At 69.7% G+C, this 23,435-nt stretch carries 24 protein-coding genes and 1 tRNA gene; 17 read left to right on the top strand and 8 right to left on the bottom strand.

The window, feature by feature from the left end; translation table 11 throughout:
• Window position 1: 1 nt before the first annotated feature.
• Entirely contained in the window at window positions 2-1,372 is a 1,371-nt protein-coding gene (locus tag SGFS_RS04070) for a cryptochrome/photolyase family protein (RefSeq protein ID WP_286247674.1), read from the bottom strand.
• A 550-nt stretch (window positions 1,373-1,922) separates the two neighbouring features.
• On the opposite strand from SGFS_RS04070, the gene SGFS_RS04065 reads away from it, so the two are divergent.
• Together SGFS_RS04065 and SGFS_RS04060 are read left to right on the top strand one after the other, a co-directional pair.
• Complete coding sequence (locus SGFS_RS04065) at window positions 1,923-2,510, top strand: RNA polymerase sigma factor (protein ID WP_286247672.1); 588 nt, start codon at window positions 1,923-1,925, stop codon at window positions 2,508-2,510.
• Complete coding sequence (locus SGFS_RS04060; protein WP_286247668.1) at window positions 2,507-3,139, top strand: hypothetical protein; 633 nt, start codon at window positions 2,507-2,509, stop codon at window positions 3,137-3,139. Before SGFS_RS04065 ends, SGFS_RS04060 begins: the two co-directional genes overlap by 4 nt.
• A gap of 518 nt (window positions 3,140-3,657) precedes the next feature.
• On the opposite strand, the gene SGFS_RS04055 is transcribed toward SGFS_RS04060, so the two are convergent.
• Window positions 3,658-4,572, bottom strand: a complete 915-nt coding sequence (locus tag SGFS_RS04055; RefSeq protein WP_286247667.1) for a LysR family transcriptional regulator — start codon at window positions 4,570-4,572, stop codon at window positions 3,658-3,660.
• Between the two features lie 137 nt (window positions 4,573-4,709).
• Between SGFS_RS04055 and SGFS_RS51275 the strand changes: the two genes are divergently transcribed.
• The 6 genes from SGFS_RS51275 to SGFS_RS04030 all read left to right on the top strand — a co-directional run bounded on the left by SGFS_RS51275 (window position 4,710) and on the right by SGFS_RS04030 (window position 10,398).
• Window positions 4,710-4,793, top strand: coding sequence for a putative leader peptide (locus SGFS_RS51275; protein ID WP_350284076.1), 84 nt, complete (start codon window positions 4,710-4,712; stop codon window positions 4,791-4,793).
• 161 nt (window positions 4,794-4,954) lie between these two features.
• Complete coding sequence (sfnG, locus tag SGFS_RS04050; protein WP_286247665.1) at window positions 4,955-6,109, top strand: dimethylsulfone monooxygenase SfnG; 1,155 nt, start codon at window positions 4,955-4,957, stop codon at window positions 6,107-6,109.
• Between the two features lie 49 nt (window positions 6,110-6,158).
• Complete coding sequence (locus SGFS_RS04045) at window positions 6,159-7,376, top strand: acyl-CoA dehydrogenase family protein (protein ID WP_286247664.1); 1,218 nt, start codon at window positions 6,159-6,161, stop codon at window positions 7,374-7,376.
• Between the two features lie 54 nt (window positions 7,377-7,430).
• Window positions 7,431-7,985: an NADPH-dependent FMN reductase gene (gene ssuE, locus SGFS_RS04040; protein WP_286247662.1), complete on the top strand. Its 555-nt coding sequence runs from the start codon at window positions 7,431-7,433 to the stop codon at window positions 7,983-7,985.
• Between the two features lie 4 nt (window positions 7,986-7,989).
• Window positions 7,990-9,231 (top strand): SfnB family sulfur acquisition oxidoreductase, encoded by a 1,242-nt coding sequence (locus tag SGFS_RS04035; RefSeq protein ID WP_286247660.1) that lies wholly within the window; start codon window positions 7,990-7,992, stop codon window positions 9,229-9,231.
• Between the two features lie 24 nt (window positions 9,232-9,255).
• Window positions 9,256-10,398 (top strand): LLM class flavin-dependent oxidoreductase, encoded by a 1,143-nt coding sequence (locus SGFS_RS04030; protein WP_286247659.1) that lies wholly within the window; start codon window positions 9,256-9,258, stop codon window positions 10,396-10,398.
• A gap of 9 nt (window positions 10,399-10,407) precedes the next feature.
• On the opposite strand, the gene SGFS_RS51750 is transcribed toward SGFS_RS04030, so the two are convergent.
• Window positions 10,408-10,710 carry a helix-turn-helix domain-containing protein gene (locus tag SGFS_RS51750; protein WP_434028182.1) on the bottom strand — a complete coding sequence of 101 codons (303 nt, stop codon included), beginning with the start codon at window positions 10,708-10,710 and terminating at the stop codon, window positions 10,408-10,410.
• Window positions 10,711-10,871: 161 nt separating this feature from the next.
• Here SGFS_RS51750 and SGFS_RS04015 point away from each other — a divergent pair, with 161 nt between their 5' ends.
• Complete coding sequence (locus SGFS_RS04015) at window positions 10,872-11,462, top strand: hypothetical protein (RefSeq protein WP_286260451.1); 591 nt, start codon at window positions 10,872-10,874, stop codon at window positions 11,460-11,462.
• 25 nt (window positions 11,463-11,487) lie between these two features.
• Window positions 11,488-11,838 (top strand): hypothetical protein, encoded by a 351-nt coding sequence (locus SGFS_RS04010; RefSeq protein ID WP_286247658.1) that lies wholly within the window; start codon window positions 11,488-11,490, stop codon window positions 11,836-11,838.
• 454 nt (window positions 11,839-12,292) lie between these two features.
• Here the strand turns inward: SGFS_RS04010 and SGFS_RS04005 are convergent, their stop codons facing one another.
• Both SGFS_RS04005 and SGFS_RS04000 read right to left on the bottom strand, forming a co-directional pair.
• Window positions 12,293-13,342, bottom strand: a complete 1,050-nt coding sequence (locus SGFS_RS04005) for a PP2C family protein-serine/threonine phosphatase (protein ID WP_286247656.1) — start codon at window positions 13,340-13,342, stop codon at window positions 12,293-12,295.
• 827 nt (window positions 13,343-14,169) lie between these two features.
• The gene (locus tag SGFS_RS04000) at window positions 14,170-15,204 is read right to left on the bottom strand and encodes a LacI family DNA-binding transcriptional regulator (protein ID WP_286247653.1); all 1,035 of its coding nucleotides are present in this window, start codon (window positions 15,202-15,204) and stop codon (window positions 14,170-14,172) included.
• A gap of 181 nt (window positions 15,205-15,385) precedes the next feature.
• Between SGFS_RS04000 and SGFS_RS03995 the strand changes: the two genes are divergently transcribed.
• The 5 genes from SGFS_RS03995 to SGFS_RS03975 all read left to right on the top strand — a co-directional run bounded on the left by SGFS_RS03995 (window position 15,386) and on the right by SGFS_RS03975 (window position 19,459).
• Window positions 15,386-15,706 carry a hypothetical protein gene (locus tag SGFS_RS03995; RefSeq protein ID WP_286247651.1) on the top strand — a complete coding sequence of 107 codons (321 nt, stop codon included), beginning with the start codon at window positions 15,386-15,388 and terminating at the stop codon, window positions 15,704-15,706.
• Complete coding sequence (locus tag SGFS_RS03990) at window positions 15,616-16,167, top strand: TIM barrel protein (protein WP_350284075.1); 552 nt, start codon at window positions 15,616-15,618, stop codon at window positions 16,165-16,167. The genes SGFS_RS03995 and SGFS_RS03990 overlap by 91 nt, the downstream gene beginning before the upstream one ends.
• A 120-nt stretch (window positions 16,168-16,287) precedes the next feature.
• Window positions 16,288-17,307: a sugar ABC transporter substrate-binding protein gene (locus SGFS_RS03985; RefSeq protein ID WP_286247650.1), complete on the top strand. Its 1,020-nt coding sequence runs from the start codon at window positions 16,288-16,290 to the stop codon at window positions 17,305-17,307.
• A 95-nt stretch (window positions 17,308-17,402) separates the two neighbouring features.
• A complete protein-coding gene (locus SGFS_RS03980; RefSeq protein WP_286247649.1) occupies window positions 17,403-18,422 on the top strand; it encodes a Gfo/Idh/MocA family protein in 1,020 nt (339 codons plus the stop codon).
• Between the two features lie 74 nt (window positions 18,423-18,496).
• Entirely contained in the window at window positions 18,497-19,459 is a 963-nt protein-coding gene (locus SGFS_RS03975) for a sugar phosphate isomerase/epimerase family protein (RefSeq protein ID WP_286247647.1), read from the top strand.
• 235 nt (window positions 19,460-19,694) lie between these two features.
• Here SGFS_RS03975 and SGFS_RS51745 read toward each other — a convergent pair whose 3' ends face one another.
• Window positions 19,695-20,540, bottom strand: a complete 846-nt coding sequence (locus SGFS_RS51745) for a transposase family protein (RefSeq protein WP_434028181.1) — start codon at window positions 20,538-20,540, stop codon at window positions 19,695-19,697.
• Between the two features lie 579 nt (window positions 20,541-21,119).
• Here SGFS_RS51745 and SGFS_RS03960 point away from each other — a divergent pair.
• Complete coding sequence (locus tag SGFS_RS03960) at window positions 21,120-22,031, top strand: phosphotransferase family protein (protein WP_350284074.1); 912 nt, start codon at window positions 21,120-21,122, stop codon at window positions 22,029-22,031.
• Between the two features lie 341 nt (window positions 22,032-22,372).
• Here SGFS_RS03960 and SGFS_RS03955 read toward each other — a convergent pair whose 3' ends face one another.
• Complete coding sequence (locus SGFS_RS03955) at window positions 22,373-22,576, bottom strand: hypothetical protein (protein WP_286247643.1); 204 nt, start codon at window positions 22,574-22,576, stop codon at window positions 22,373-22,375.
• Window positions 22,577-22,598: 22 nt separating this feature from the next.
• On the opposite strand from SGFS_RS03955, the gene SGFS_RS03950 reads away from it, so the two are divergent.
• A tRNA-Met gene (locus SGFS_RS03950) sits at window positions 22,599-22,672 on the top strand.
• Window positions 22,673-23,053: 381 nt separating this feature from the next.
• On the opposite strand, the gene SGFS_RS03945 is transcribed toward SGFS_RS03950, so the two are convergent.
• Complete coding sequence (locus SGFS_RS03945) at window positions 23,054-23,239, bottom strand: hypothetical protein (RefSeq protein WP_286247642.1); 186 nt, start codon at window positions 23,237-23,239, stop codon at window positions 23,054-23,056.
• Window positions 23,240-23,435 lie beyond the last annotated feature (196 nt).

Below are 23,435 nucleotides of genomic sequence, written 5' to 3'. Positions count from 1 at the left end.
CCTACACCGCCATCCCACGCCCACGCAGGAACCGAGCCCGTCCCTCGCTCAACTCGACGATCGGCTCCGGATAGTCCGTCGCGGCGCGGTCCAGGCCCCGCAGCTTCCATGGTTCATGCACGCCGGGCCCCTCGACGTGCGCCAACTCCGGCACCCAGCGGCGTACGTATGTCCCGTCGGGGTCGTACCGCTTCGCCTGGGTGACCGGGTTGAGAACGCGGTTGGGGCGGCTGTCCGTGCCGGTGCCGGCCATCCACTGCCAGTTGAGCTGGTTGTTGGCCACATCGCCGTCGACGAGCAGGTCCAGGAAATGCCGGGCGCCGACCCGCCAGTCCACGTACAGCGTCTTGGTGAGGAAGCTCGCGGTCAGCAGTCGGCCACGGTTGTGCATCCAGCCCTCGTGGCGGAGCTGGCGCATCGCCGCGTCGACCACCGGGTAGCCGGTGCGGCCCTCCCGCCACGCCTCGACCTCGTCCGGCACCGACCGCCAACGGTCGTTCCTGGTGCGGTAGTCGACGGATGCCGCCTCCGGGCGGGCCGCCAGCACCTGCCGGTGGAAGTCCCGCCACGCGAGCTGCCGTACGAATGCCTCCGCGCCCGCGCCGCCGCCCGCCCGGCGGGCCCGGTTGACGAGTTCGACGGGCGAGAGGGTGCCGAAGTGCAGATGGGGCGAGAGGCGGGAGGTCGCGTCGCCCGCCAGGTCGTCGTGGCGGTCCTCGTACGCCGTGATTCCGTCGCGCAGCCACGCGGTCAGACGACTGCGGCCCGCCTGCTCGCCGCCCGGCGCGAGACCGTCCGACAGCCCCGTGACGGCCGTACGGGAAGGGAGCGGCTCTGAGCCGACTCCGTCCGGGACCGGCACGGCGCGGGGTGCCGCCAGGGTGTCGCGGATGGGCTCCCGAGACCACTGCCGGAAGTACGGGGTGAAGACGGCGAAGTGGTCCGACGCGGCGGGGGACAGCGCGCCCGGCGGAACGGCCGTGGTCACGGTGTCGTGGACGTGCAGTCGTACGCCCTGCTCCTCCAGTACCCGCCGCAGCCGTGTCTCCCGGTGACGTGCGTGGGCGCTGACGTCGGCCGCCAGGTGCACCTCGTCGGCGTCCGCCTCGGCCACCACCTTGAGCACCTGCTCGACGACGTCGCCCGAGCGCACCACGAGCCGCCCGCCGCGCTCGCGCAAGCCGGTGTCCAGGTCCCGCAGACAGTCGGCGAGAAAGGCGAGCCGGTTGGGGGCGGCGAAGCCGGCGCGGTCCACGGCAGGGTCACGTACGAACAGCGGGACGACCTGGCGGGAGCCGTCGAGGGCGGCCCGCAGCGGCGGATGGTCGTGCAGGCGCAGATCGGCGGTGAACAGGATGACCGAGACGTTCATGAAGCACTCCGGAGAGGGGTGACGGACGGCTGCCGCGCGTGCGCCGCCGCAGGCCGTGCCGCCGGGCACGACGGCAGGGGGGAGACGCCCCGGCCGGAGGCATGGGCGCGCAGCCCTCGCGTGCCCATGGGCCCTTCCTCCGTACCGGGTCCCTCACCAGTCACTTCCGCGGACGGGACCGGTTCGGATGCAGCGGTCTCAGCGGCCTCGGAAGCTGTGTCAGAACCGCTGATCTGTGACGTTCTGTGACTGGTACCGGTCGGCCGCGGGTCACAACATGGGGCAGGGGCCCGGCGAGCATCTCAAGGGCCGGGCCGTGGGCGGTGAGGTGGTCGGCGAGCGTGGTGAGCCCTTCCCTCTGGAGCAGGTGGCGATCGCGCACGGGCGACTCGCGCGGGGTGTGTACTCACGGCAGGCTCGTGCTCCGTGTCACGCCTGCCGAGACGGCCCGATCCCGAATCCGCCAGATGCTGTAAGAGATCCGGCCCGGCTGTACATCTCCCGGTTGACGGCCGTTGACGGCCGTTGATGGACCGAACATGGAGGTGCTGTGAGACGACGACGAACAACCGCCGGGGAGAACGGTGACCCGGCCGGACACCGGGCCCTGGAGGCACTCTATACGGCTCATGCTGATCGGGTCCTGGCGTATCTGCTGCACCGTACGGACCGGGACACAACACAGGACATCCTGTCGGAGACCTTCGTGCTGGCCTGGCGCAAGTCCGGGTCCGTACCCGACGATGCCCTGCCGTGGCTGCTCGCCTCGGCCCGGCGGCTGCTCGCCAACCGCGTGCGGTCCGACCAGCGGCACCGCGCACTGACCGAGCGCTTGGCGGTGATGGCCGACCGGACGGGGACCGCGGAGATCGGGGACGCGATAGGGACACGTGCCGAGGTGGCCGCCGCGCTGTCGGCGCTTTCCGAACAGGACCGGGAGGTACTCGTGCTGAGTGCCTGGTACGGCCTGACGGCCAAGCAGGCGGCCGTGGTCGCGGGCTGCACGGCCACTGCCTTCGCTGTGCGCCTGCACCGGGCGCGCAAACGGTTCAGGGCGGCGCTGCCCCGTGCAGGCCATGCACAGCCGGTCCATGGCGCTCTTGCCCAGCCCCACTTCACCCAACGGGAGTCAGCATGAAGCAGACCGTCACCAAGCACAGCCAGGCGCCCGACCTCGCCGCCGTCCGCGCCCTGCGCCCCACCGGCGACGGCACCGAAGGCTGGGCGGCGTCCGAAGACGGCCAGGCCGTCCTGCGGGAGATCCTGCGACGAACCGAGCAGCCGCGTGGCACGGCCGGTTCCGGGAGACGCCGGCACCTGTTCATGGTGGGTGCGGTCACGGCCGTCCTCCTCGGGGGCGCCACCACGGCTGCCGTAGCCACATTCGGGCCATGGGGCGAGGACGGGCGCAATGTCATGTGCGCTCGCACGCTGTCGCCCGAGGCGGACCTGAGCCAGCTGCCGCTCAAGGCCATGAAGGATTTCGATCCGCAGGACGCGGCGCGTTCCTGCGCGGCGTCCTGGGACCGGATGTGGAACCAGCCCGCACAGGGCACAGTGCCACAGACTCCCAAGCCGACCCGGTTCGCGGCCTGCTATTTCCCCAACCCGCAGCCCGACAGCGGCGAGTCCTCCGACAGCGGCGAGTCCTCGGCCACCGACGACCATGGGGAACTCGGCGGGCCGGTGATCTACCCGGCGGACGGCTACCCCACGAATAAGGCGGCCTGCGCAGCCATCGGCTCCAGGCCCGTGGCAGGCGGTTGAGGCCGGCTGGGGACGGCTGACGCAGGTCGTTTCGAAACAGCCCAGGAGTCTCCTGGAGATAGGGGAACCCCGGACATCGGACTTGCCCGTCCAGGACAAGGCGGTGGGGGCCAGGCGGATCGTCTGTGGCTGCACCCGGATGCGTACGGGCTTGGGCTTGTCCAGGTGGCGTGGGCCTCGCTGTGGGAGTCAAGCCTCTCGTGGTCACGCACGTTTCTCCTGGCTCTCGTGATCCACGGGATCGCCCGCTCGACTCGCCACGGCTTGGCCAGGACGGCGAAGCCGTCCTGGGCCTTGGGGCGGAGCACCGTCTTGAGAGTGATACCGAGGAAGGAGTGGGAGCAGTCGACGAGGGTCCCGCCGTAGGCGGAGTCCGCCCAGGCGACGCCGAGTCCGGGATCACCGCGACGGACGGTGCGGGATTGAGGCCGTCGTGAACACGGACCAGCTGGTGCAGCGCCTCAGCGGCCTCAGCGGCTGTGCGCCGGCCCGGCGGACCCGATGACACCCTGGAGCCGCTAGGAGCACTGGCTCAGCGCCCGCGCCCTGCGGACGAACGTCTCGTGCAGGTCCCGCGCGGCCCGTGGCACGGACTCCGCCTTCCTGCGCTGGAGCATCAGCAGGACCTCGGTGGAGTCGTCGGAGATCGGGCGATACGTGATCGCGCCCCGCCGCTCCAGCGGATCGCCGATCACACTGAAGTCGGGCAGGAGCGTGGCGCCCAGTCCCTCCGCGACCATCAGCTTGCCCATTTCCGCCCCGTCGGTGGAGAAGGAGAAGTCGGGGGAGCGGCCCCGCAGCAGCCGGTGGGCGTACCGGTGCATGACGTAGCCGGAGCGCATCGCGATCACCGGCTCCGGCCCGTCGAGAACGTCGTCGACCGTGACGGCGGACAGCCGGGCCAGCGGACTGTCCGGGCGAAGACACAACACCGGGCGCCCCCGCAGCAGTTCGGTACTCTCGAAGTCGGCGGGCAGATCGTCGCCGTCCAGATGGTTCACCAGACCGAGGTCGAACCCGCCCTCCAGCAGGGCCCGGTGGATCTCGGACTGCTGGGCGCCGACCACCTCGACCTGCGTCGTCGGATGGGCCGCCCGGAACTCCCGGACCGCCGGGATGAGCAACGGCACGGTCGCCGCGTTCACCGTGCCGACCCTCACCATGCGGCTGATCCTATGGTGCTCGCCCGCCGCGCCACGCAGGCGGTCGACGGCGTCCAGCACGTTGATGATGTGCGGCAGCAGCTCCCGGCCCTCCGCGCTCATCCGTGCCCCGGACCGCTTGCGCTCCAGCAGATCGACACCCAGCTCCCGCTCCAGATTCCGTACGGTCTCGCTCAACGCGGGCTGCGACAGACGGAGTTCCTCGGCGGCCCGGCGCAGCGAACCGAGGCGGGTGACCGCCGCAATGTATTCCAGCTGCTCTATTCGCACGCACGCACAATGCGGCGTTCCCGACGCGCGGTTCAAGGGTTTCCCTGTCACGCCTTCGTGAAATTCAATGGTCCGCGATACGAGACCGGTCGGGTTGTCCTTGACCGTGGCGCACGGCGACTGTCACGATCGAGGGCATGAAGATGCGACTGGACCTCACGCGGCGACGCCACGTCGACCTCGCGCGCGTCTCCAGCGCCTCCTGTCGCGCCGCGGCCTGATTCCCCGGATCCGCCGCCCTTCCGCACTTCTTCCCCGCCGCACCTGCTCCTTCGGGCAGCCGTGCGTCGTGTTTCCCCGCACCGCCCGAATTCCCGTTCGCTCATTTGCCGGGCATGGAATTCGGCGTGCCGTAAAACCCTCTCCGCGACAGGAGTCCGCCATGCCCGCAGAACCCGTGAAATTCGCCTACTGGGTCCCCAATGTCAGCGGGGGCCTCGTCACCAGCAGGATCGAGCAGCGCACCGACTGGGGCTACGACTACAACCGTGAACTCGCCGTCCTCGCCGAGAACAACGGCTTCGACTACGCCCTCAGCCAGGTCCGCTACATGGCGAGCTACGGCGCCGAGTACCAGCACGAGTCCACCAGTTTCAGCCTCGCCCTGCTGCTGGCCACCGAGCGCCTGAAGGTCATCGCCGCCATCCACCCCGGCCTGTGGCACCCCGGCGTACTCGCCAAGTTCGGCGCGACAGCCGACCACCTGTCGGACGGCCGGTTCGCCGTGAACGTCGTCTCCGGCTGGTTCAAGGGCGAGTTCACCGCCCTCGGCGAACCCTGGCTCGAACACGACGAACGCTACCGCCGCTCCGAGGAGTTCATCCGCGCCCTGCGCCAGATCTGGACCGAGGACCACACCGAACTCGCCGGCGACTTCTACCGGCTGCGCGACTTCTCCCTCAAGCCCAAGCCCCTCAACACCCCCGAGCGCCCCCACCCGGAGATCTTCCAGGGCGGCAACTCCACCGCCGCCCGTGCCATGGCCGGGCGGGTCTCCGACTGGTACTTCTCCAACGGCAAGGACTTCGACGGAGTCGTCGAGCAGATCGCGGACGTACGCGCCTCCGCCGCCCAAGTCGGCCGTACGGCGCCGAAGTTCGGCCTCAACGGATTCCTCATCGCCCGCGACACCGAGGCCGAGGCCCGCGACACCCTCCGTGAGATCGTCGCCCAGGCCGACCACGAGGCCGTCGAGGGCTTCGGCGCCGCCGTCAAGCAGGCCGGGCAGTCCACCGCCGACGGCAAGGGCATGTGGCAGGACTCCTCCTTCGAGGATCTCGTGCAGTACAACGACGGCTTCAGGACCGGCCTGATCGGCACCCCGGAGCAGATCGCCGAACGGATCGTCGCCTACAAGAGGCTGGGCGTCGACCTCTTCCTGCTCGGCTTCCTCCACTACCACGAGGAGGTCGAGTACTTCGGCCGCCGGGTGCTGCCCCTCGTACGGGAGCTGGAGGCCCGACTGCCCGACGACGAGACCGATCCCGGGGCCGCTTTCCAGGCGACGTCCGCCGCCTCCGTCCCGGCTCATGCCTGACCACCGTCCGCACTCCTTCCGCCCCGCACCGCGAAAGAGGTCATTACGCATGAGCACAGCCACTTCCACCGACTGGCAGACCCGGCCCGCCCCCGAGACCGCCGAGGAGTGGATCGCCCGCGCTGCCGAGGTCGCGGCCGTCCTCGCCGCCGACGCCGCCGAGCGTGACCGCGCGGGCCGAACCCCGTACACCGAGGTCCAGCTGCTGAAGGACGCCGGCCTCGTCACCCTGCTCGGCCCCACGGAGCACGGCGGCGGAGGCCACGACTGGCCGACCGCCTACCGCGTCGTCCGTGAAATCGCCAAGGCCGACGGCTCGATCGGACAGCTCCTCGGCTACCACTACCTGTGGAACCGGGCTGCCCGCCTCGTCGGCACCCGCGAGCAGTGGGAGCACATCGAGGCCGAGGCCGCCCGCAACCGCTGGTTCTTCGGCGGGGCCGTCAACCCCCGCGACAAGGACGTCGTGGTCACCGAGGACGGCGACGACCTGCTTTTCACCGGCCGCAAGTCCTTCTCCACCGGCAGCAAGGTCTCCGACGTCACCGTCCTCGAAGGCGTCCTGGAGGGCACCGACCAGCACGTCTTCGCGATCGTGCCGTCCGACGCCGATGGCCTCACCTTCCACGACGACTGGGACAACATCGGCCAGCGGCTCACCGAGAGCGGCGGCGTCACCATCGACCGGGTCCGCACCCCGTGGTCCTCGGCGGCCGGCTACGTCGACAAGGTGTTCCAGCCGCGCACGTACAACACGCTCAACGTCCCCACCATCCAACTGGTCTTCGTCAGCTTCTATCTGGGCATCGCGGGCGGCGCCCTGGAGACGGCGGCGACCTACACCCGCACCAAGACCCGGTCGTGGCTCCACGGCGGTCACGAGCGGGCGGTCGACGAGCCGTACGTCATCGACATCTACGGCGATCTGACCGCGAAACTGTGGGCGGTCGAGGCCCTCACCGACGCCGTCGCCGCCGAGGGCCAGAAGCTGCACGACCACCCCGACGCGGTCACCGAGCAGGCCCGCGGCGACTTCGAGGTGCGGGTGGCCGCGGCGAAGGCCCGCGCCACCGAAGTCGCCCTGGAGATCTCCAGCCGGATCTTCGAGGTGACCGGCGCCCGCTCCACCGCCACCGCCGAGGGCCTCGACCGGTTCTGGCGCAACGTCCGCACCCACACCCTCCACGACCCCGTCGCCTACAAGCGCCGCGAGGTCGGCCGCTGGGTCCTCGAAGGCGAACTACCCGAACCCACCTGGTACTCCTGACCACCCCGGGGCGCCTCCCGAGCGGAGGCGCCCCTCCTTCCCGAAAGAGAACACATGGCCACCGTCCTGTCCGTCTCCGGCAGTCCCTCCGTGTCCTCCCGCACCGCCAAGCTCCTGCGCCACCTGGACACCCGACTGGCCGCCCAGGGCCACGAGGTCGTCCCGCTCGACGTCCGCACGATCCCCGCCGAGGCCCTGCTCGGCGCGGACTTCAAGCACCCGGCCATCGTCGAGGCCACCGAACTCTTCGCACGCGCCGACGGCGTCGTCATCGGCACCCCCGTCTACAAGGCGGCCTACTCCGGCGTCCTCAAGGCCCTGCTCGACCTGCTCCCGCAGTACGCCCTCACCGGCAAGGCCGTGCTGCCGCTGGCCACCGGCGGCAGCACCGCCCATGTCCTCGCCCTCGACTACGCCCTGCGCCCGGTGCTCAGCTCCATGGGCGCCCGGCACATCGTTCCCGGCTGGTTCACCCTCGACAAGGACATCACCGTCGGGGACGACGGCAAGGTCACCGTCGCCCCGCCCACCGCCGAGGCGCTCGGCCAGGTCGTCGAGCAGTTCCTCGCCGCCCTCGGCCACGCGCCGTTGCTCGCCGCCGTGAGCTGACACCATGACCGACGCCCCCATCGACGACGCTTCCCAGGCCCCGACACACCGACTTCCGGGTGCGAAGGTCATCGCCGACGACGTCGAGGCCCTGACCGTCGCCGCCGCGCTCGCCGAGGAGTTCCGCGCCGGGGCCTCGCGGCGGGACGCCGAACGCCGACTGCCCCACGCCGAGCTGGACCGGCTCTCGGCCTCCGGGCTGCTCGCCGTCACCGTGCCCGCCGAGTACGGGGGAGCGGACGTACGGCAGGAGACCCTGGCCGAGATCTTCCGGCTGCTCGCCTCCGCCGACGCCAGCCTCGCCCAGATCCCGCAGAACCACTTCGTCTACGTGAATGTGATTCGTCGTCAGGGAACCCGGAAACAGCGGGAATTCTTTTTCGGTGAGGTCCTCGCCGGGCGCCGTTTCGGCAACGCGCAGTCCGAGGCGGGTACCAAACACATCCAGGACATCCGCACTCGGCTCGAACGCCGGCCCGACGGCTCGTACAGCCTGACCGGCGTCAAGCACTACTCCACGGGCGCCCTGTTCGCCGACTGGATCCCGGTGCTGGCCCGCGCCGAGGACGACAACGACAACCCGCACGTCGCGTATGTCCCGTGGGACGCGCCCGGGCTCACGGTCGTCGACGACTGGGACGGGATGGGGCAGCGTACGACGGCCAGCGGCACGGTCAGGCTGGCGGAGGTCCACGTCCCCGCCGACCGGGTCGTCCCGCACCACCTCACCTTCCAGGGGCCCCAACTTCACGGGTCCGTAGCGCAGTTGATCCATGCGGCGATCGACGTCGGGATCGCCGAAGGGGCGCTCGTCGAGGCCGTAGGGTTCGTGCGCACCAAGAGCCGGCCCTGGTTCGAGGCAGGGGTCGAGACGGCGGCCGAGGACCCCCTCCTCATCCAGCGCTTCGGTGAACTCGCCATCCAGGCGAGGGCATCGGGTGCGCTGTTGCGTGAGGCCGCCCGTGCCGTCGACACGGCCCGGGCCGACCTCACCGACGACACGGCCGCCGAGGCGTCCATCGCCGTGGCCGCCGCCAAGGTGCAGGCCGCACAGGCCGCCCTCGACGTGGCGAGCGCCCTGTTCGAGGTGTCGGGCACCCGCTCGGCACTGGGCTCCCTCAATCTGCACCGGCATTGGCGCGACGCACGCACCCACACACTGCACGACCCGGCCCGCTGGAAGATCCAGCACATCGGCCGGTACGTGCTCAACGGCACCCGCCCGCCCCGTCATGGGCTCCTCTAGCGACACCTCGGATCGGAGACCTCCATGCCCCTCACCTTCCACTGGTTCCTGCCCACCAACGGCGACAGCCGCCATGTCGTCGGCGGCGGCCACGGCACCCCGGCCACCGCGTCCGGCCGTGACCGGCCTCCGACGGTCGCCTATCTGAGCCAGATCGCCCGCGCCGCCGAGGACCTCGGCTTCGTCGGCGCGCTCACCCCCACCGGCGCCTGGTGCGAGGACGCCTGGCTGACCACCGCGATGGTCAGCCAGAACACCGAACGGCTGAAGTTCCTGGTCGCCTTCCGCCCCGGCTTCGTCTCGCCCACGCTCGCCGCCCAGATGGCCTCCACGTTCCAGCGGCAGACCGGCGGACGGCTTCTCCTCAACGTCGTCACCGGCGGCGAGAGCCACGAGCAGCGCGCCTACGGGGACTTTCTCGACAAGGACGCCCGGTATCGCCGTACGGGCGAATTCCTGCACGTCGTACGAGAGTTGTGGGAGGGCAAGACCGTCGACCTGAAGGGCGAACACGTCCAGGTCGAGGACGCGAAGCTGGCCCGGGTGCCCGACCCGGTGCCCGAGGTGTACTTCGGCGGTTCCTCGCCCATCGCCGGTGAGGTGGCCGCCCGGCATGTCGACGTCTACCTCACCTGGGGCGAGCCGCCCGCCAAGGTCGCCGAGAAGATCGCCTGGCTCAGGTCGCTCGCGGCGAAGGAGGGCCGCACGCTCCGCTTCGGCATCCGTCTGCACGTCATCACGCGCGACACGTCGGCACAGGCGTGGGCCGAGGCGAACCGGCTGCTCGACGGCTTCGACCCGGAGACCGTACGAGCCGTCCAGGCCGGCCTCGCGCGCAGCGAGTCCGAGGGCCAGCAGCGCATGCTCGAACTTCACGGCGGCAGCCGCGACGCCCTGGAGATCCACCCCAACCTGTGGGCGGGTATCGGCCTGGTCCGCGGCGGCGCGGGCACCGCCCTGGTCGGCAGCCACGACGAAGTCGCCGAGCGGATCAAGGAGTACCACTCCCTCGGCATCGACGAATTCGTACTCTCCGGCTATCCGCACCTGGAGGAGGCGTACTGGTTCGGCGAGGGCGTCCTGCCGCGCCTGGCCGCCCAGGGCCTCTGGCACCACCCCTTCGCCAGGCCCACCGCACCCGCGACCCAGGTGCCCTTCGCGAGCTAGGTCCTGTCGTCAAATTCCCGTCGTTCGCCCGGAGGGCGGGCCGCACGGCGGCGTGGGGGTACCTCTCGCTCGAGCGGATTCGAGAGTGGGGGGAGCGTGCAAGTTTGACGACAGGCCCTGGCCCGCAGCAGTGGCCACCGGCTCGGCCTCCATCAGATCGGCCACCGTGCACGCCAACGCGGCGCAGATCTTGTCCAGGTCGTCCAGTCGCACCGTCACCGGGGTGCCGCCCCACATGGCAGCGACCTTGCTCGGCGACGGGGGGAACCCCACCTTCGCGAAGGTCGCCTGCGGATCGACCGGCCGCCAGATGTCGCGACGTGCTGTACAGCGTCTTCGGCGCCTTCGACTTCGCCGGCCCGCGCGAGCTGCTGCCGACGGCGGCCGCCGCCCTCAAGCCGGGCGGGCGCCGGTGTTCGCAACTCTCGCCAAATTTCCGCGACGGTTCTCGGTGGGCGTGCCAGTGTGGGGGAGTGGCGGAGATCGAGATGGCAGATGTGTTCGCGGCCGGACGTCGCGGTAGGCGTGGGAGTCTCCATGCGTATCGGGTGCGTGGACTCGGGCGCAGCGCGGTAGTGCTGTGGATCGGTGGCGAGGGCGACGAACTTGATCAGGTGCTGGCGTTGCCAGGAGCTGATCGCTGTCAGGTACCGGCGTTCAGGACTGTTCGGCAGGCGAGGGTGTATGTGAGCCGACGCGGGTGGAGGCTGGCCACTGCTGAGGCCAACACTCTGGAGCTCACCCGTGTCCAGCATTGGCTGGAGGACCCGGTGCGTCGGCGTGTCCCCTCAGGGGCGGTGTTGGAGGCGTGGAATTTCGTCGAGGATCTGGCCCGAGGACTCGGCGAGGTCCACCGGCTGCCCCAGCAGAGCGCGGTGCATAACAGCGCCTACGAGAAGCTGTTCGGAGGCGAGTGCGCCGCATGGACCCCCGCGGAGCAACGCGCGGTACTGGAACTGATCACGGCCGGGGTGGAGCTGTGGAACTCCTGCCCAGTGATCGTAAAGCCCCCCTCGAGCGTCGTCCTCTTCGACAGTGGACGGGGCGTCCCCCGGGGCCTGTGATTCCTGCGTCGGTTGGCTTGCCGAGGTGCTTCTCCACTCGCAGGGCGACTGGAACAGCTGGGGTGGCTTCCACTCCTACGGCGGGAAGATGCCGATCGTGGCGACGACGCTGGAGCGGCTGCGCGAGCACGGCCCGGCCGGGCCCGCGTTCCGGCGCTTCGGCCGCGAGGACCGCCAGAACCTCTGGGACGCGATCGGCAACGCCCGCCGGGATGGCGCCCTCGCCCGCCGCGCCGAAGACGCGCAGGAGGCAGCCGAACGTGAGGCCTGGTTTCGTCACGGCCCCACGGGTATGCCGGAACACAAATCACCGTTCGGGCAGCTTGCGGCGGAGGTTGTCCGTTGCCTTCTTCACGGTCCCCCGGCCCTCCCATAGATCAACAGGACTTCCCGTTGTACCGACCGCCTCGCCAGTACGTGTGCCTGGCGAGGAATGTGGGCCTGAACGTTTCGAGTGCCAACTTCGTCACGTCTCTCCACAGCTCTGTCGGCGATCGGGCAGAGCAGCTTGCTTCCCAGCGGAATCTGTCCACAAGGAGATCGGCCAACGTCCTGTTCGGCGTGGGTGTCCGCTTCTGGTTGGCACCGTCGCGCCCCATCACATCCGTACGCGAAGGGCGTTGGCGACGAAGGACCCAGAAACGACCAGGGCGCTGAACTTTGAGGCAGACCAACCGGTAACCGGGTTGAGGGGACAGCGGGCGCTGATCAAAGCCGTTCTTGGCGCGAGTAGTGCCGACGAGACGCGCTGCGCGGCTCGTTCCATGCCGAATCGGCTGATTACCGACGGGGTTCTCACTGACGGCGAGGGTCCTGCGGGTCGGGTGAGGTCAGGGCCCGCTGCTCGCCTCAAGGGGGCGGGACTTCGGGTACCGCACGGCGAGGGCCGCGATGTCGTCGTCCAGCCTTCCGCCGCTGAAGCGGAGCAGGTCCTGGTGAAGTCGGTCGAGCAGTCTGTGGGGTGACATCGGCTTCTGGTGTCGCATCCACTCCTGCAGCGGGAAGAACTCGCCCGTGTGGTCCCGGGTCTCCGTCACGCCGTCGGTGTAGAGCAGGAGCTGGTCGCCCGGGGCGAAGCGCACGGTGTCGGTGTGGTAGTGGTCTTCGACGAGGGCCGCGAGGTTGAGAGGCGGCGAGGGTTCGCTGGGCTCCAGGACGCGCATCTCCCCTTGGCACACGAGCAGCGGCGGGGGGTGTCCGCAGTTGAGAAGCCTGACGTGGCCGCCGCCGCGGGGGATCTCGGCGAGCAGAGCGGTGGCGAATCGCTCCGGGAGGTCCTGCGAGGGATAGGCGGCGCTGTGGCGGCCGATGCTGATCTCCAGGCGCTGGATGACGCCCGTCAGGTCGGGTTCGTCGTACGCGGCCTCTCGGAAGCAGCTGATCAGCGCCGAGGCCGCCCCCACCGCGGAGAGGCCCTTGCCTCGTACGTCTCCCAGGAGCAGCCGGACGCCGTGAGGCGTCTCGGCCGCCTCGTAGAAATCGCCGCCGATCCGCGCCTGGGCCTGGGCCGCGACGTACAGCGACTCGATCTCGATGCCCCCAAGGCGGCTCGGCAACGGTCGCAACAGGACCTGCTGGGCCGTGTCGGCCACGAGTCGGATCTGCAGGAGGGCCTCCTCCCGCCGGAGCCGGACGTGGCTCGCGTAGGCGGCCGCCAGGGTGACGGCGGCGATCGCACCCGCCGTGTAGGGAGTCCCCAGGTCGGTGTAGACGAGACTCAGGCCGAGCATGACCAGCGCGCAGAACGCGCCCAGGAGGATCGTGGGGAGCACGGGCCACATCGAGGCGGCCAGAGCCGGCGCTGCAGGCAGGAGGCGGCTGATGGCGATGTCCCTCGGTGTCGCGAACGCCAGCGCGCTGATGAGGATGGTGAGGATCACCGGTGACAGCCGGACAGCGTCCCATCGGCCACCGTCCCATCGGCCACCGTGCGGACGACGGCGCCGCTGTCGCCTCAAAGTAGGCACAAAATGAATCATAACTACAACAAAGCGGTCGTCGAGCCAGGCGGGAACGCGTGTTCACGCCCGGCTCGATGACATGATCGCCGGACTCCGCTTCACTCAGGCGGCGCACTCCGACCTGCACTGGGATAGCGTCACCTCACCCCTGCGGCTTCTGGGCGGGGAGGGCTGGGGGCGAGCTCCAGAGGGGTTCGGCGCCGCCACGCTCTACACGTACTCACTGCTGCAACCGGACACCGCCGCCCACGTCCGCGACGCCTTCCCCGTCCTGGGCAGCCTGGCCGGCCTCCTCGCCGAAGCGACCGTGTGCGTGCGCCCAACTCCAGACCGTGGCCCGCGGCGACAACCTTGTCCTGGAAGAGCAGCTTCGGAACTGGTCCGGGGAACTCCGCCACCGCTGACCGAGTCCCCGGTCCTCACGTGCCGAGTTGATCAGCCCGCCCACCCGATGCCCCGGATTTCGACCGCTCCGGGGTGCGGTACGTACTGGATCCGGCACTGCCGTCCGAACGCCTCCCGGATCTCCTGCACGGAGCCGGGGCCCGCGGACATCGGGCCCGGCGCGCGGATCCATCCGCGCGACCTCTACGAGCGCCGCCACCTCCTGCCGGGCCTGGTCGTGTGGCGGTTGCGCCATGACCTCGACCGCGAGTTCCTCCACCACCACGCCGTACCGCATCCAGCGCACCATGGTGTCGTGGTGGAACTTCGACCAGAACGAGCCGGGACTGGAGCAGCGCGGGTCAGGAGCGGCAAGGTGCCCTCGTGGTGCTTCGTATGACGAGGTGTGGTGTGACGACGACTTCTCGTTCGTCGTCCGTTGCCCCGCCCTCCAGCCGGGCGACGACCCGGCTCACGGCCCGGCGCGCCAGCTGGCGGGCTTCTTGTCCGACCGTGGTGAGTTGGACGTGGGCGAGGCGGGCGAGGTGGCTGTCGTCGAAGCCGACGACCGAGATCTCGTCGGGCACCGGGATCTGTGCGCGCAGGAAGGTGTCGAGGACGCCGATGGCGCAGTGATCGTTGAAGGCGAGGACGGCGGTGGGGCGGGAGGAGTCGGTGAGGAGTGTCCGGGCGGCTGCGGCGCCGTGGTCCTCGGTCAGCCCGCCCGGCACGAGGCGGACGTGGTTGGTAAGGCCGTGGTGCTTCATGGCCGACTTGTAGCCGCGGCGCCGGTCGGCCGCGCCCGGCGCCCTGCCCCCGTCGATGTGGACGATGTCGCGGTGGCCCAGTGCCACGAGGTGGTCGACCGCCTGGCGGGCGCCCTCGTCGTCGGCCGCGCGGACGACGTCGACGCTCTCGGCGAGCGGACGCAGCCGGCGGGCCACGGAGACGACGGGCAGCTGTGCCGCGAGTTCCGCCAACCGGGCCGCCGGGGCATGGGGGCTGAGCAGGATCAACGCCTCGCAGCGGTCGGCGAGCAGCGTCTCCACCGCCTCCTGTTCGCTGCGGCTCGCGGCGACGACGCTGAGCGCGATCTGATAGCCGGCCGCCCCCGCCGCGGCGTAGAGCGCCTCAACCATGTCGGCGTGGAAGGGCTGTCGCAGGTCGAACTGCACTCCCACCAGGTGCGAGCGGCTGCTGCGCAGGAGGCGGGCCCTGCTGTCCGGCCGGTAGCCGATTTCCTGCGCGGCCCGCAGCACCCGCTCGCGACTTGCCGCGCTGGGCCCCTTGGCGCCGCGCATGACCATGGAAGCAAGCGGCACGGAGACACCTGCCCGCGCCGCTAGGTCGCTGAGCGTCGGCCGCTTTCCGTCCGGGACGGCAGAGCGCGATGGCACCGTCGGCCTTCCTGATCGAGGGTCTTCTCCGAGGTGATCGTAGACCGAGCCAAGCAGGACACACACTGGTCAACGTTGTTACAACGTTATAAATCAAATGTCCGCACAAACCCTTGACAGGCTGCCCGGCGCCTGGCGTACTGCTCCTGTTCTCTTAGAACGTTATAAGTCTGGAGTTGCGATGTACACGTTGGCGGTCTGTGCCGAGATGGTCTACCGCGACCTGCCGATCGAGGAACGGGCCCGGCGCATCCACGAGGCCGGCTTCCAGGCGGAGATCTGGGACTGGACCCGGCACGACCTGAACGCACTGGCCCAGACCCCCGCCGAGTTCTCCTCGATGACCGGCTACATCCGCGGCACCCTGACCGACCCGGACGGCGCAGCCGAACTCCTGCGCACAGCCGAGGAATCGATCAAGGCCGCCAGCATCTCGGCTGCCCCCGGCTCAACCTGCACGGCACCGGCCTGGACGGCGAGGGCCTGCCCGTGGTGCCGGTGACCGGCGAGGCCACCGGCGAGATGTGGATCACCGCCCACCGCACGCTCACCCGCCTGGCCGAACTGGGCGAAAGCGCGGGCGTCACCTTCACTCTGGAGAACCTCAACACCTCCGTCGACCACCCGGGTGTCCCGTTCGCCACGGCCGCCGACGCCTTCTCCCTGGTCGCTGCAGTTGATCGGCCCGGTGTGCGGATGAATCTGGACCTGTACCACGCCCAGATCGGCGAGGGAAACCTCATCGAACTGATCCGCCGCGCGCACGGCGCCGGCCTGATCGGAGAGATCCAGGTCGCCGACGTGCCCGGCCGCTGCGAACCCGGCACCGGAGAGATCAACTATCCGGCCGTCGCCCGCGCCCTCACCGACCTCGGCTACGACGGCACGGTCGCCTTGGAGGCATGGCCCTCCGGCGACAGTCACATCGCCATGGAGCGGTTCCGCGCCGCGTTCACCCTCTGATCCCATCCCGAGTCGCACAGCAGGCCACCCGATAGCTCCCCGCCCGACCCGCAACGGGATGTGTTGCGTCCCACCGGTGGATCACCCCTTCCCGCAAGTCAGCACAGTTGAGGTGCCGAAATGAACCGCTCGCTTCCCTCCCGCTCCCGCAGATTCACCGTCTTGGTGGCCATGGCCGCCAGTACAGTCCTGGCACTCGCCGGCTGCTCCAGCAGCTCGGGCGGCAAGAAGTCGGATGAGAGCGCCGGTGGCGTCTCCGCAGGTAAGGCCACCACGCCCCGCATGACCATCGCGATGATCACCCACGCCGTCCCCGGTGACACGTTCTGGGACACCATCCGCAAGGGCGCCCAGGCCGCGGCCGCCAAGGACAACATCAAGCTGGTCTACTCCTCCGACCCGAACGGGGGCAACCAGGCCAACCTGGTGCAGAACGCGATCGACCAGAAGGTCGACGGCATCGCCGTCACCCTCGCCAAGCCCGACGCCATGAAGGACACCGTGGCCAAGGCGGTGCAGGCCGGCATACCCGTGATCGGCTTCAACTCCGGTGTGGACGACTGGAAGAAGCAGGGCCTGCTCGAGTACTTCGGCCAGGACGAGACCGTCGCGGGCGAGGCGGTCGGCAAGAAGCTGAGTTCCCTCGGCGCCAAGAAGGTTGCCTGTGTCATTCAGGAACAGGGCCAGGTCGCCCTCGAGGCACGCTGCGCGGGCGTCAAGAAGGGCTTCTCGGGCACGACGGAAAACCTGTTCGTCAACGGCGCCGACATGCCGTCCGTGAAGTCGACCATCACCGCCAAGCTCAAGCAGGACCCCTCCATCGACTACGTCGTCACCCTCGCCGCCCCGGTCGCGCTGACCGCCACGCAGGCGGTGTCCGACAGCGGCAGCAAGGCCAAGGTCGCCACCTTCGACCTCAACAAGGAACTCGTGAAGGCGATCCAGGGCGGCAGCATCGAGTTCGCCGTCGACCAGCAGCCTTATCTGCAGGGCTACCTGGCGGTCGACTCCCTCTGGCTCTACAAGAACAACGGCAACTACAGCGGCGGTGGCGTGGCGCCCGTGCTGACCGGCCCGGCCTTCGTCGACAAGTCCAACGTCGCAAAAGTCGCCACGTTCGCCGCCAAGGGAACACGGTGACGCGTACGACCCGGGTCACGGCCGGACCCGTGTGGGTTCGGCCGGCCCTCTGCTGACCGTCACTGCCATCGCCCACCCTCAAGTCAAGGAACCACATGACCTACCGCACCTCCCTCGGAGTCGCCGTGATCGGCGCCGGCCGCATGGGAGCCGACCACGTGCGCCGGATCAGCGAGGTGACCAGCGGCGCCCATGTGGCCGCCGTCGTCGACGTCGACATCGATCGCGCCAAGACGGTCGCCGCCGACGTCGAAGAATGCGCGGCCTACGGCGACATCGCCGAAGCGATGGCCTCACCCGACATTGACGCGGTGCTGCTGGCCTCCCCGGGCGTCGCCCACGAGGCGGCACTGCTCACCGCGTTCGAGCACGACCTGCCCGTCCTGTGCGAGAAGCCCCTCACCCCCGACGCCGCCTCCGCCCTGCGCGTGCTGGAGGCCGAGCAGCGGCTCGGGCACCGCCGGGTGCAGGTGGGCTTCATGCGCCGTTACGACCACGAGTACATCAAGCTCAAAGCGCTGCTGGACAGCGGGGAACTGGGCCGGCCGCTGATGCTGCACAACCGGCACCGCAACCCGTCCTGCCCGCCGGACTTCACCAGCGCCATGCTCATCAACGACTCCGTGACCCACGAGATGGACATCACCCGCTGGCTGCTCGGCCAGGAGATCACGTCCGTCACGGTGCTGCGGCCGCGGCCCTCCGGCAACGCGCCCGAAGGGCTGGCCGATCCGCAGTTCGTCGTCTTCGAAACCGACGGCGGCGCCCTGGTCGACGTCGAGATCTACGTCAACGCCCGCTACGGCTACCAAGTCCAGGCCGAGGCGGTGTGCGAGCACGGCACCGCCCGCATCGGCGACCGGCACGACATGCTCGTCAGCACCGGCGGACGTTGGGGCGGCACGGTCACCCCCGGCTTCGTCGAGCGGTTCGAGGAAGCGTACGACCGCGAGGTCCAGGCATGGATCGACGCCACCCGGCGCGGCGAGGTCACCGGCCCCAGCGCCTGGGACGGCTACGCCGTGGCCGCGGTCTGCGAGGCGGGCATCCGCGCCCAGACCGAGGGCCGCCGCGTCGAGGTGGAACTCGCCGACCGCCCAGCCCTCTACATCTGACCCCCACCGCCGGCACACCGAACCAGCGGGGAACGACCCCTCCCCGCCCGACCACACCGCAGACGGGACGCATCATGAAGATCGGTCTGAACACCGACAGCGTCGGGCACCTCACGCTCGACGAGACCCTGGACCTGGCCGCCGAACTCGGCCTGGACCACGTGGAGTTCGCCACCGGCGCCTGGTCCACCGCCCCGCACATCGACATCGACCGGCTTCTCGACAGCGACGGCGCGCGCCGCGAACTGCTGGCCAAGGTCGCCGACCGAGGGCTCACGATCAGCGCCCTCACCTGCTCAGGCAACCCCCTGCACCCCGGGCCCAGCGGCCGCGAGCACGACCAGGTCGCGCGCAGGACGATCGCTCTCGCCCCGCTCCTCGGCGTCGACCGCGTGGTGATGATGTCCGGGCTGCCGGGCGGGCCGGGCGACGCCAACCCCAACTGGATCACGGTCTCCTGGCCGCCGGAGACCACACAGATCCTCGACTGGCAATGGACCGAGGTCGTACTCCCGTACTGGCGAGACCTCGTCGCCCACTCCCGTGACCGGGGCGTACCCAAGCTCGCTCTGGAGATGCACGCCCACCAGGTGGTCTACAACGTCCCTACCCTCCTGCGCCTGCGCGAGGAGGTCGGGCCCGTGGTCGGAGCCAACTTCGACCCCAGCCACCTGATGTGGATGGGCGCCGACCCGCTCGCCGCCATCGAGACCCTGGGCGAGGCGATCTACCACGTACACGCCAAGGACACCCGGCTGGAACCCTCCCGCCAGGCCCTGACCAGCAGGCTGGAGACCCTCCCGGTCATGGCCGCCAAGGACCGCTCCTGGAACTACGTCACCCTCGGCTACGGCCACGACGACGCGTTCTGGCGCGCTTTCTGCCTCGCCCTGCGCCGAGCCGGCTACGACGACGTCCTGAGCATCGAGCACGAGGACGTTCTTGTGGCCCCCGTCGAGGGCGTCACCAAAACCGTCGACCTCCTAGGTCGCGTCGCCCTGCGCGAACCCAGCTCCTACAAGCCCCAGGAGATCTGAGCCGTCCGAAGCCGCACGGACACGAGTTCCGCGCTGCTGGGCCCACCAGCCCGAGGCCGACCGCGACGAGCGGGACGGCCGGCTGACCACCGCCGAACACGACGAACGAGAAGTCGTCGTCACACCACACCTCGTCATACGAAGCACCACCAGGGCACCTTGCCGCTCCTGACCCGCGCTGCTCCAGTCCCGGCTCGTTCCGGTCGAAGTTCCACCGCGACACCATGAGGAAGTTTCATCGTGATTCGTACAGGTCAACGGTTCTGGTGTGATGAGCCGTTGGGGTGCTCGCGCAGTTCATCACGGTGATCATTGCGGGGAGATCACCGGTTACCGAGCCACCTGGTGGTGCGTCAGCACCAGCAGGGCTCGCATCAGCGCGGTCGCGCGCCGCGGATGCATGCGCACCTTGGTCAGGATCCGGAAGGTCTTCAGGCTCGCGAAGCCGTGCTCGACCGGCGCCCGCAGGCTGCTGACCAGCCGGTTCACGACCTCCTTCGGTGACGACAGGCGCTTGCCGCCGCTCGCCTTGAACCCCCGTGATGACCGCCGGCTGTTCCTCGGTCCCCTCGTCCAGACCGACGAACCCCAGGTCGGCCACCGCGGCAAGCTCCAGCTCGCGCAGTCGCGCGCACAGCTTCTCGTAGCGGGCCGCCATGATCTCGCTGCAGGCGCCGCGGCGGGCCGAGGAGATCCACAAAAGCCGCCCTTTCGCATCGGTCAGGGCGAGAAACAGCAGGCCATGCGCCTTGTGCTTTCCCGAGTAGCTCTTCCGGTTCGCCCGCCCACTGCGCCGCCGGGTGCACATCAGCGTCCCGTCCAGCAGGACCACGCAGCCGCTGTCCTTGGCCACCTTGGCCAGCGCGCGGTCCAGGCGGGGGGAACGTGCGGCCAGCAGGCCGAGCACCTCCAGCACCCAGCGCCGCACCGTGGAGGCCGAGACCGCGTTCCCGCCGGCCAGGTCGGCCACGCGCTCGTCGTTGCGCAGGTGGGCCAGCACGATCAGCGCTGTCTGCCCGGCGTCGAGCTTGCGCCACCGGGAGCTGATCTGTCTGCGGTGGGCGCGGATCAGGTCGGCCACGCGGTTGACGGTCGCGCTGGACAGCGGCAGGCGGACGGAGTGTGGACAAGGCCGGTGTCGCCCTCGGCGGGGCTGGTCTTCTTGTTCACGCATGGACCAACAACCCGCCGGGGGCGCTTGCGTTGCGGCCCGAATCGGCCGTTGTGGCAGTCGGCCGCAGGCCAACGGGGCAGGTAGCGTCCGGCGGGGGTGCGGGTGATCCAGCCGCGCTCGGCCAGCTTGCGCAGCTTCCCGCGCACCGGCTCCACCTTCGCCGGCACCGCATCCAGTCCCAGCTCGCGGGCCACGTCCTTGGCCTGCAGCGGGCTGTCGCCGCCCGCGACGATCTCCAGAAGATGGGGGTTCGTGCGGGATGACAGGCGGCAGATTCAGATTCTTGGCGATCCGCCCGTCGTGCGCGATCGCGTCGCCGAGCGGGGTGGGGCGTCCGTCGCGAGAGAGCATGCGGATGACGTCGTACGCGCGCACGGCTCCGGTGTTCCGTCGGCGCTCTCCGCACCGCCCATATTTCGCTCGCGACGTCCACCCCGGCGCATTTACGGTTTCAGCGTGTCTGCTACCACAGCGCTGCCGCCGGCGATGGCCGAGGAACTCCTGCATCCCGTCCTTCCCGCTGCGTCCGTCAGGGAGATCATCCTGCGTACTGGCGGGGAGCTGAGCACGATCTTCGAGATCCGGTTCGTCGGGGCGGCCGAGCCGGTCGTAATCAAGATCTATGACGATCAATGGCGCTGGAAACAGGAGAAGGAGATCTACGTCTACCAGCTGCTTCAGCAACACGGTGTCGGGCCGGTGCCTGATGTGCTGCACCATGGGGACGCCGACAACGCGCTCGGGCGCTGCTACACGGTGATGACGATGCTCAGGGGCCAGCCGTTGTCCGCCGTCAGCCACGCCCTCGACAGGGCATCGCTGCGGGAGATCTACCGCCAGATCGGGGGCTGCATGGCTGCAGTCCACCAGATCCCGCAGGACGCCTACGGATACCTCACCACGCGGGTTCTGGATCCCGAGCCGACGAACACCGCCTATATGACACGGCAGTTCCACAAGAAGCTCAGGGAGTACGCCGATCACGGGGGCGATGCGGAGCTCGCGACGGCCATCGAAGCGAAGGCCGCTCGGCAGGCTGACCTGCTCGGCGCGTGCCGGCATGCCGTGTTGTGCCACAACGACTTGCACGAGGGCAACGTCCTGGTCGCCGAGGAAGGCGGCGGATGGCAGGTCAGCGGCTTCATCGACGTGGAGAACGCGATTGCTGCGGATCCACTGATGGACGTGGCCAAGACCGACTACTACTCCGTCCACGACGACAAGGACAAGCGCGAAGCGCTCTGCGACGGCTATGGCACGCTGCCCGCCGACTGGAGCGAGCGGGTCGGCCTCTACCGCCTCTACCACGCTCTGGAGCTGTGGGACTGGTTCGCCTCCATCGGCAACACGGCGCCGTTGGAGGACATCACCGGAGACATCCGGCGGATGACGGCCTGATCTTGGGTACTGAATTCACGTTCTGAACCACCGGCACCTGGCCGAAGAAAACGACACCGTGCCGACGACCGCCCCACCCGAACACCTAACGGTGGGGCGTCGGCGTCAGAGATCATGGGCATCGTGAACGCCGCCTTCGTCGGCATTTTCAACGTCGGGCACAAACGACTCGACCAGCATGCGATCACCGCTCTCCACAAATGGGCCATGCTCCGGTCCCCCAACTCTGAGGACCGCTCATGTGCACCTGCCCAAACATCCAGCGAAACCCACACCGTCCGATCCCGCTTCGAAGTAGCCGAGAGAGTCCTCCCACCCGGTGTCGGTGGAGGGCGGTACTCCTAGGCTGGGCGCAGGGTCCGGCGGCGGGTGATGAAGGCGCGGCGGGCTTCGATGGGCTCGGCGGGGTAGATGGCGTTGACGATGACGTAGGCATCGTGGCGGTGCCCGGTGCCCGGTGCCCGGTGCCCGGTGCCCGGTGCCCGGTGCCCGGTGCCCGGTGCCCGGTGCCCGGCAGAGAAGTGGTCTTCAGCGCCTGCCGTCATGGCGTAGCGTGGTGCGAACCGACGCGGGGTGGAGCAGCTCGGTAGCTCGCTGGGCTCATAACCCAGAGGTCGCAGGTTCAAATCCTGTCCCCGCTACTGGAGAGTGAGGGGCTCTGAACCATACGGTTCGGAGCCCCTCGCCCGTGTGCGGCCTGCATTTCGGCAGCCGTGATGCCCAACTGCCAAGTCAAGCAGGAGTGTTGGTCCGCAGATCCGGTCCGGGGCGCGATCCGTTCGTGCCCCGACGCCGGCATCAGGCGACACCCGTCGGCGGGACGGGACGCACCGGGCACTCCCATACGGTGGCGCCTCGGCCATACCAGCAGCGCCTGACGCCCCCTTCAGTCACGTCCACCCCCCACCCGGCCATCAACCGCTCCATGCCCGCGAGCCATCGGGTCCGGTCCGCCGTATCCCGCTGCCCGCCCGTTCGAAGCCCGGCATGGCCCGCGCGAGCTCCGCGATTTTCCGGATAGATCACCGGCGGGCCGCCCGCATCTCCCGCGCGTCCAGCCCGGCCGTCAAGGCCCGCCGCACCCAGCACACCGTGTCCGGCATCCGCGTCCTCCAGTACACCGCCACCTGGAGGGCATCGGCGAAGAGTTCCTCACCGGCTCGCCCCGACCGTACGGCCGGCTCCTGCCGCGCGCGGTGCGCCGTCATTGTCTCGGGAGTTCGGCCAGCCGCACGAAGTCCGGACCACGACCGTGGGAGTCGTCCGACCAGGAACCGTGCCGCGGACAGACCTGCCAGTTGTCCGGCGACATCAGTCACACCGCCTCCCCGGCACCCAGGTCATCGCCGCACGGCGGGCAGTACCGCACGAGATGCCCCGTCTGCGGCTGGCCCCGACCGCCAC

Origin of the sequence: Streptomyces graminofaciens, from assembly GCF_030294945.1 — a bacterium.
Classification (GTDB): domain Bacteria; phylum Actinomycetota; class Actinomycetes; order Streptomycetales; family Streptomycetaceae; genus Streptomyces; species Streptomyces graminofaciens.
The sequence above is the reverse complement of the archived record's forward strand: the minus strand, read 5'-3'. Positions and strand labels throughout refer to the sequence as shown.

What these genes read in the sequence shown, in the direction of transcription:
- SGFS_RS04070 (WP_286247674.1), bottom strand. Translation starts at nt 1,372, where the DNA reads ATGAACGTCTCGGTCATCCTGTTCACCGCCGATCTGCGCCTGCACGAC.
- SGFS_RS04060 (WP_286247668.1), top strand. Translation starts at nt 2,507, where the DNA reads ATGAAGCAGACCGTCACCAAGCACAGCCAGGCGCCCGACCTCGCCGCC.
- SGFS_RS51275 (WP_350284076.1), top strand. Translation starts at nt 4,710, where the DNA reads ATGAAGATGCGACTGGACCTCACGCGGCGACGCCACGTCGACCTCGCG.
- sfnG (WP_286247665.1), top strand. Translation starts at nt 4,955, where the DNA reads ATGCCCGCAGAACCCGTGAAATTCGCCTACTGGGTCCCCAATGTCAGC.
- SGFS_RS04045 (WP_286247664.1), top strand. Translation starts at nt 6,159, where the DNA reads ATGAGCACAGCCACTTCCACCGACTGGCAGACCCGGCCCGCCCCCGAG.
- ssuE (WP_286247662.1), top strand. Translation starts at nt 7,431, where the DNA reads ATGGCCACCGTCCTGTCCGTCTCCGGCAGTCCCTCCGTGTCCTCCCGC.
- SGFS_RS04035 (WP_286247660.1), top strand. Translation starts at nt 7,990, where the DNA reads ATGACCGACGCCCCCATCGACGACGCTTCCCAGGCCCCGACACACCGA.
- SGFS_RS04030 (WP_286247659.1), top strand. Translation starts at nt 9,256, where the DNA reads ATGCCCCTCACCTTCCACTGGTTCCTGCCCACCAACGGCGACAGCCGC.
- SGFS_RS03995 (WP_286247651.1), top strand. Translation starts at nt 15,386, where the DNA reads ATGTACACGTTGGCGGTCTGTGCCGAGATGGTCTACCGCGACCTGCCG.
- SGFS_RS03985 (WP_286247650.1), top strand. Translation starts at nt 16,288, where the DNA reads ATGAACCGCTCGCTTCCCTCCCGCTCCCGCAGATTCACCGTCTTGGTG.
- SGFS_RS03980 (WP_286247649.1), top strand. Translation starts at nt 17,403, where the DNA reads ATGACCTACCGCACCTCCCTCGGAGTCGCCGTGATCGGCGCCGGCCGC.
- SGFS_RS03975 (WP_286247647.1), top strand. Translation starts at nt 18,497, where the DNA reads ATGAAGATCGGTCTGAACACCGACAGCGTCGGGCACCTCACGCTCGAC.
- SGFS_RS03960 (WP_350284074.1), top strand. Translation starts at nt 21,120, where the DNA reads ATGGCCGAGGAACTCCTGCATCCCGTCCTTCCCGCTGCGTCCGTCAGG.
- SGFS_RS03955 (WP_286247643.1), bottom strand. Translation starts at nt 22,576, where the DNA reads ATGACGGCAGGCGCTGAAGACCACTTCTCTGCCGGGCACCGGGCACCG.
- SGFS_RS03945 (WP_286247642.1), bottom strand. Translation starts at nt 23,239, where the DNA reads ATGACGGCGCACCGCGCGCGGCAGGAGCCGGCCGTACGGTCGGGGCGA.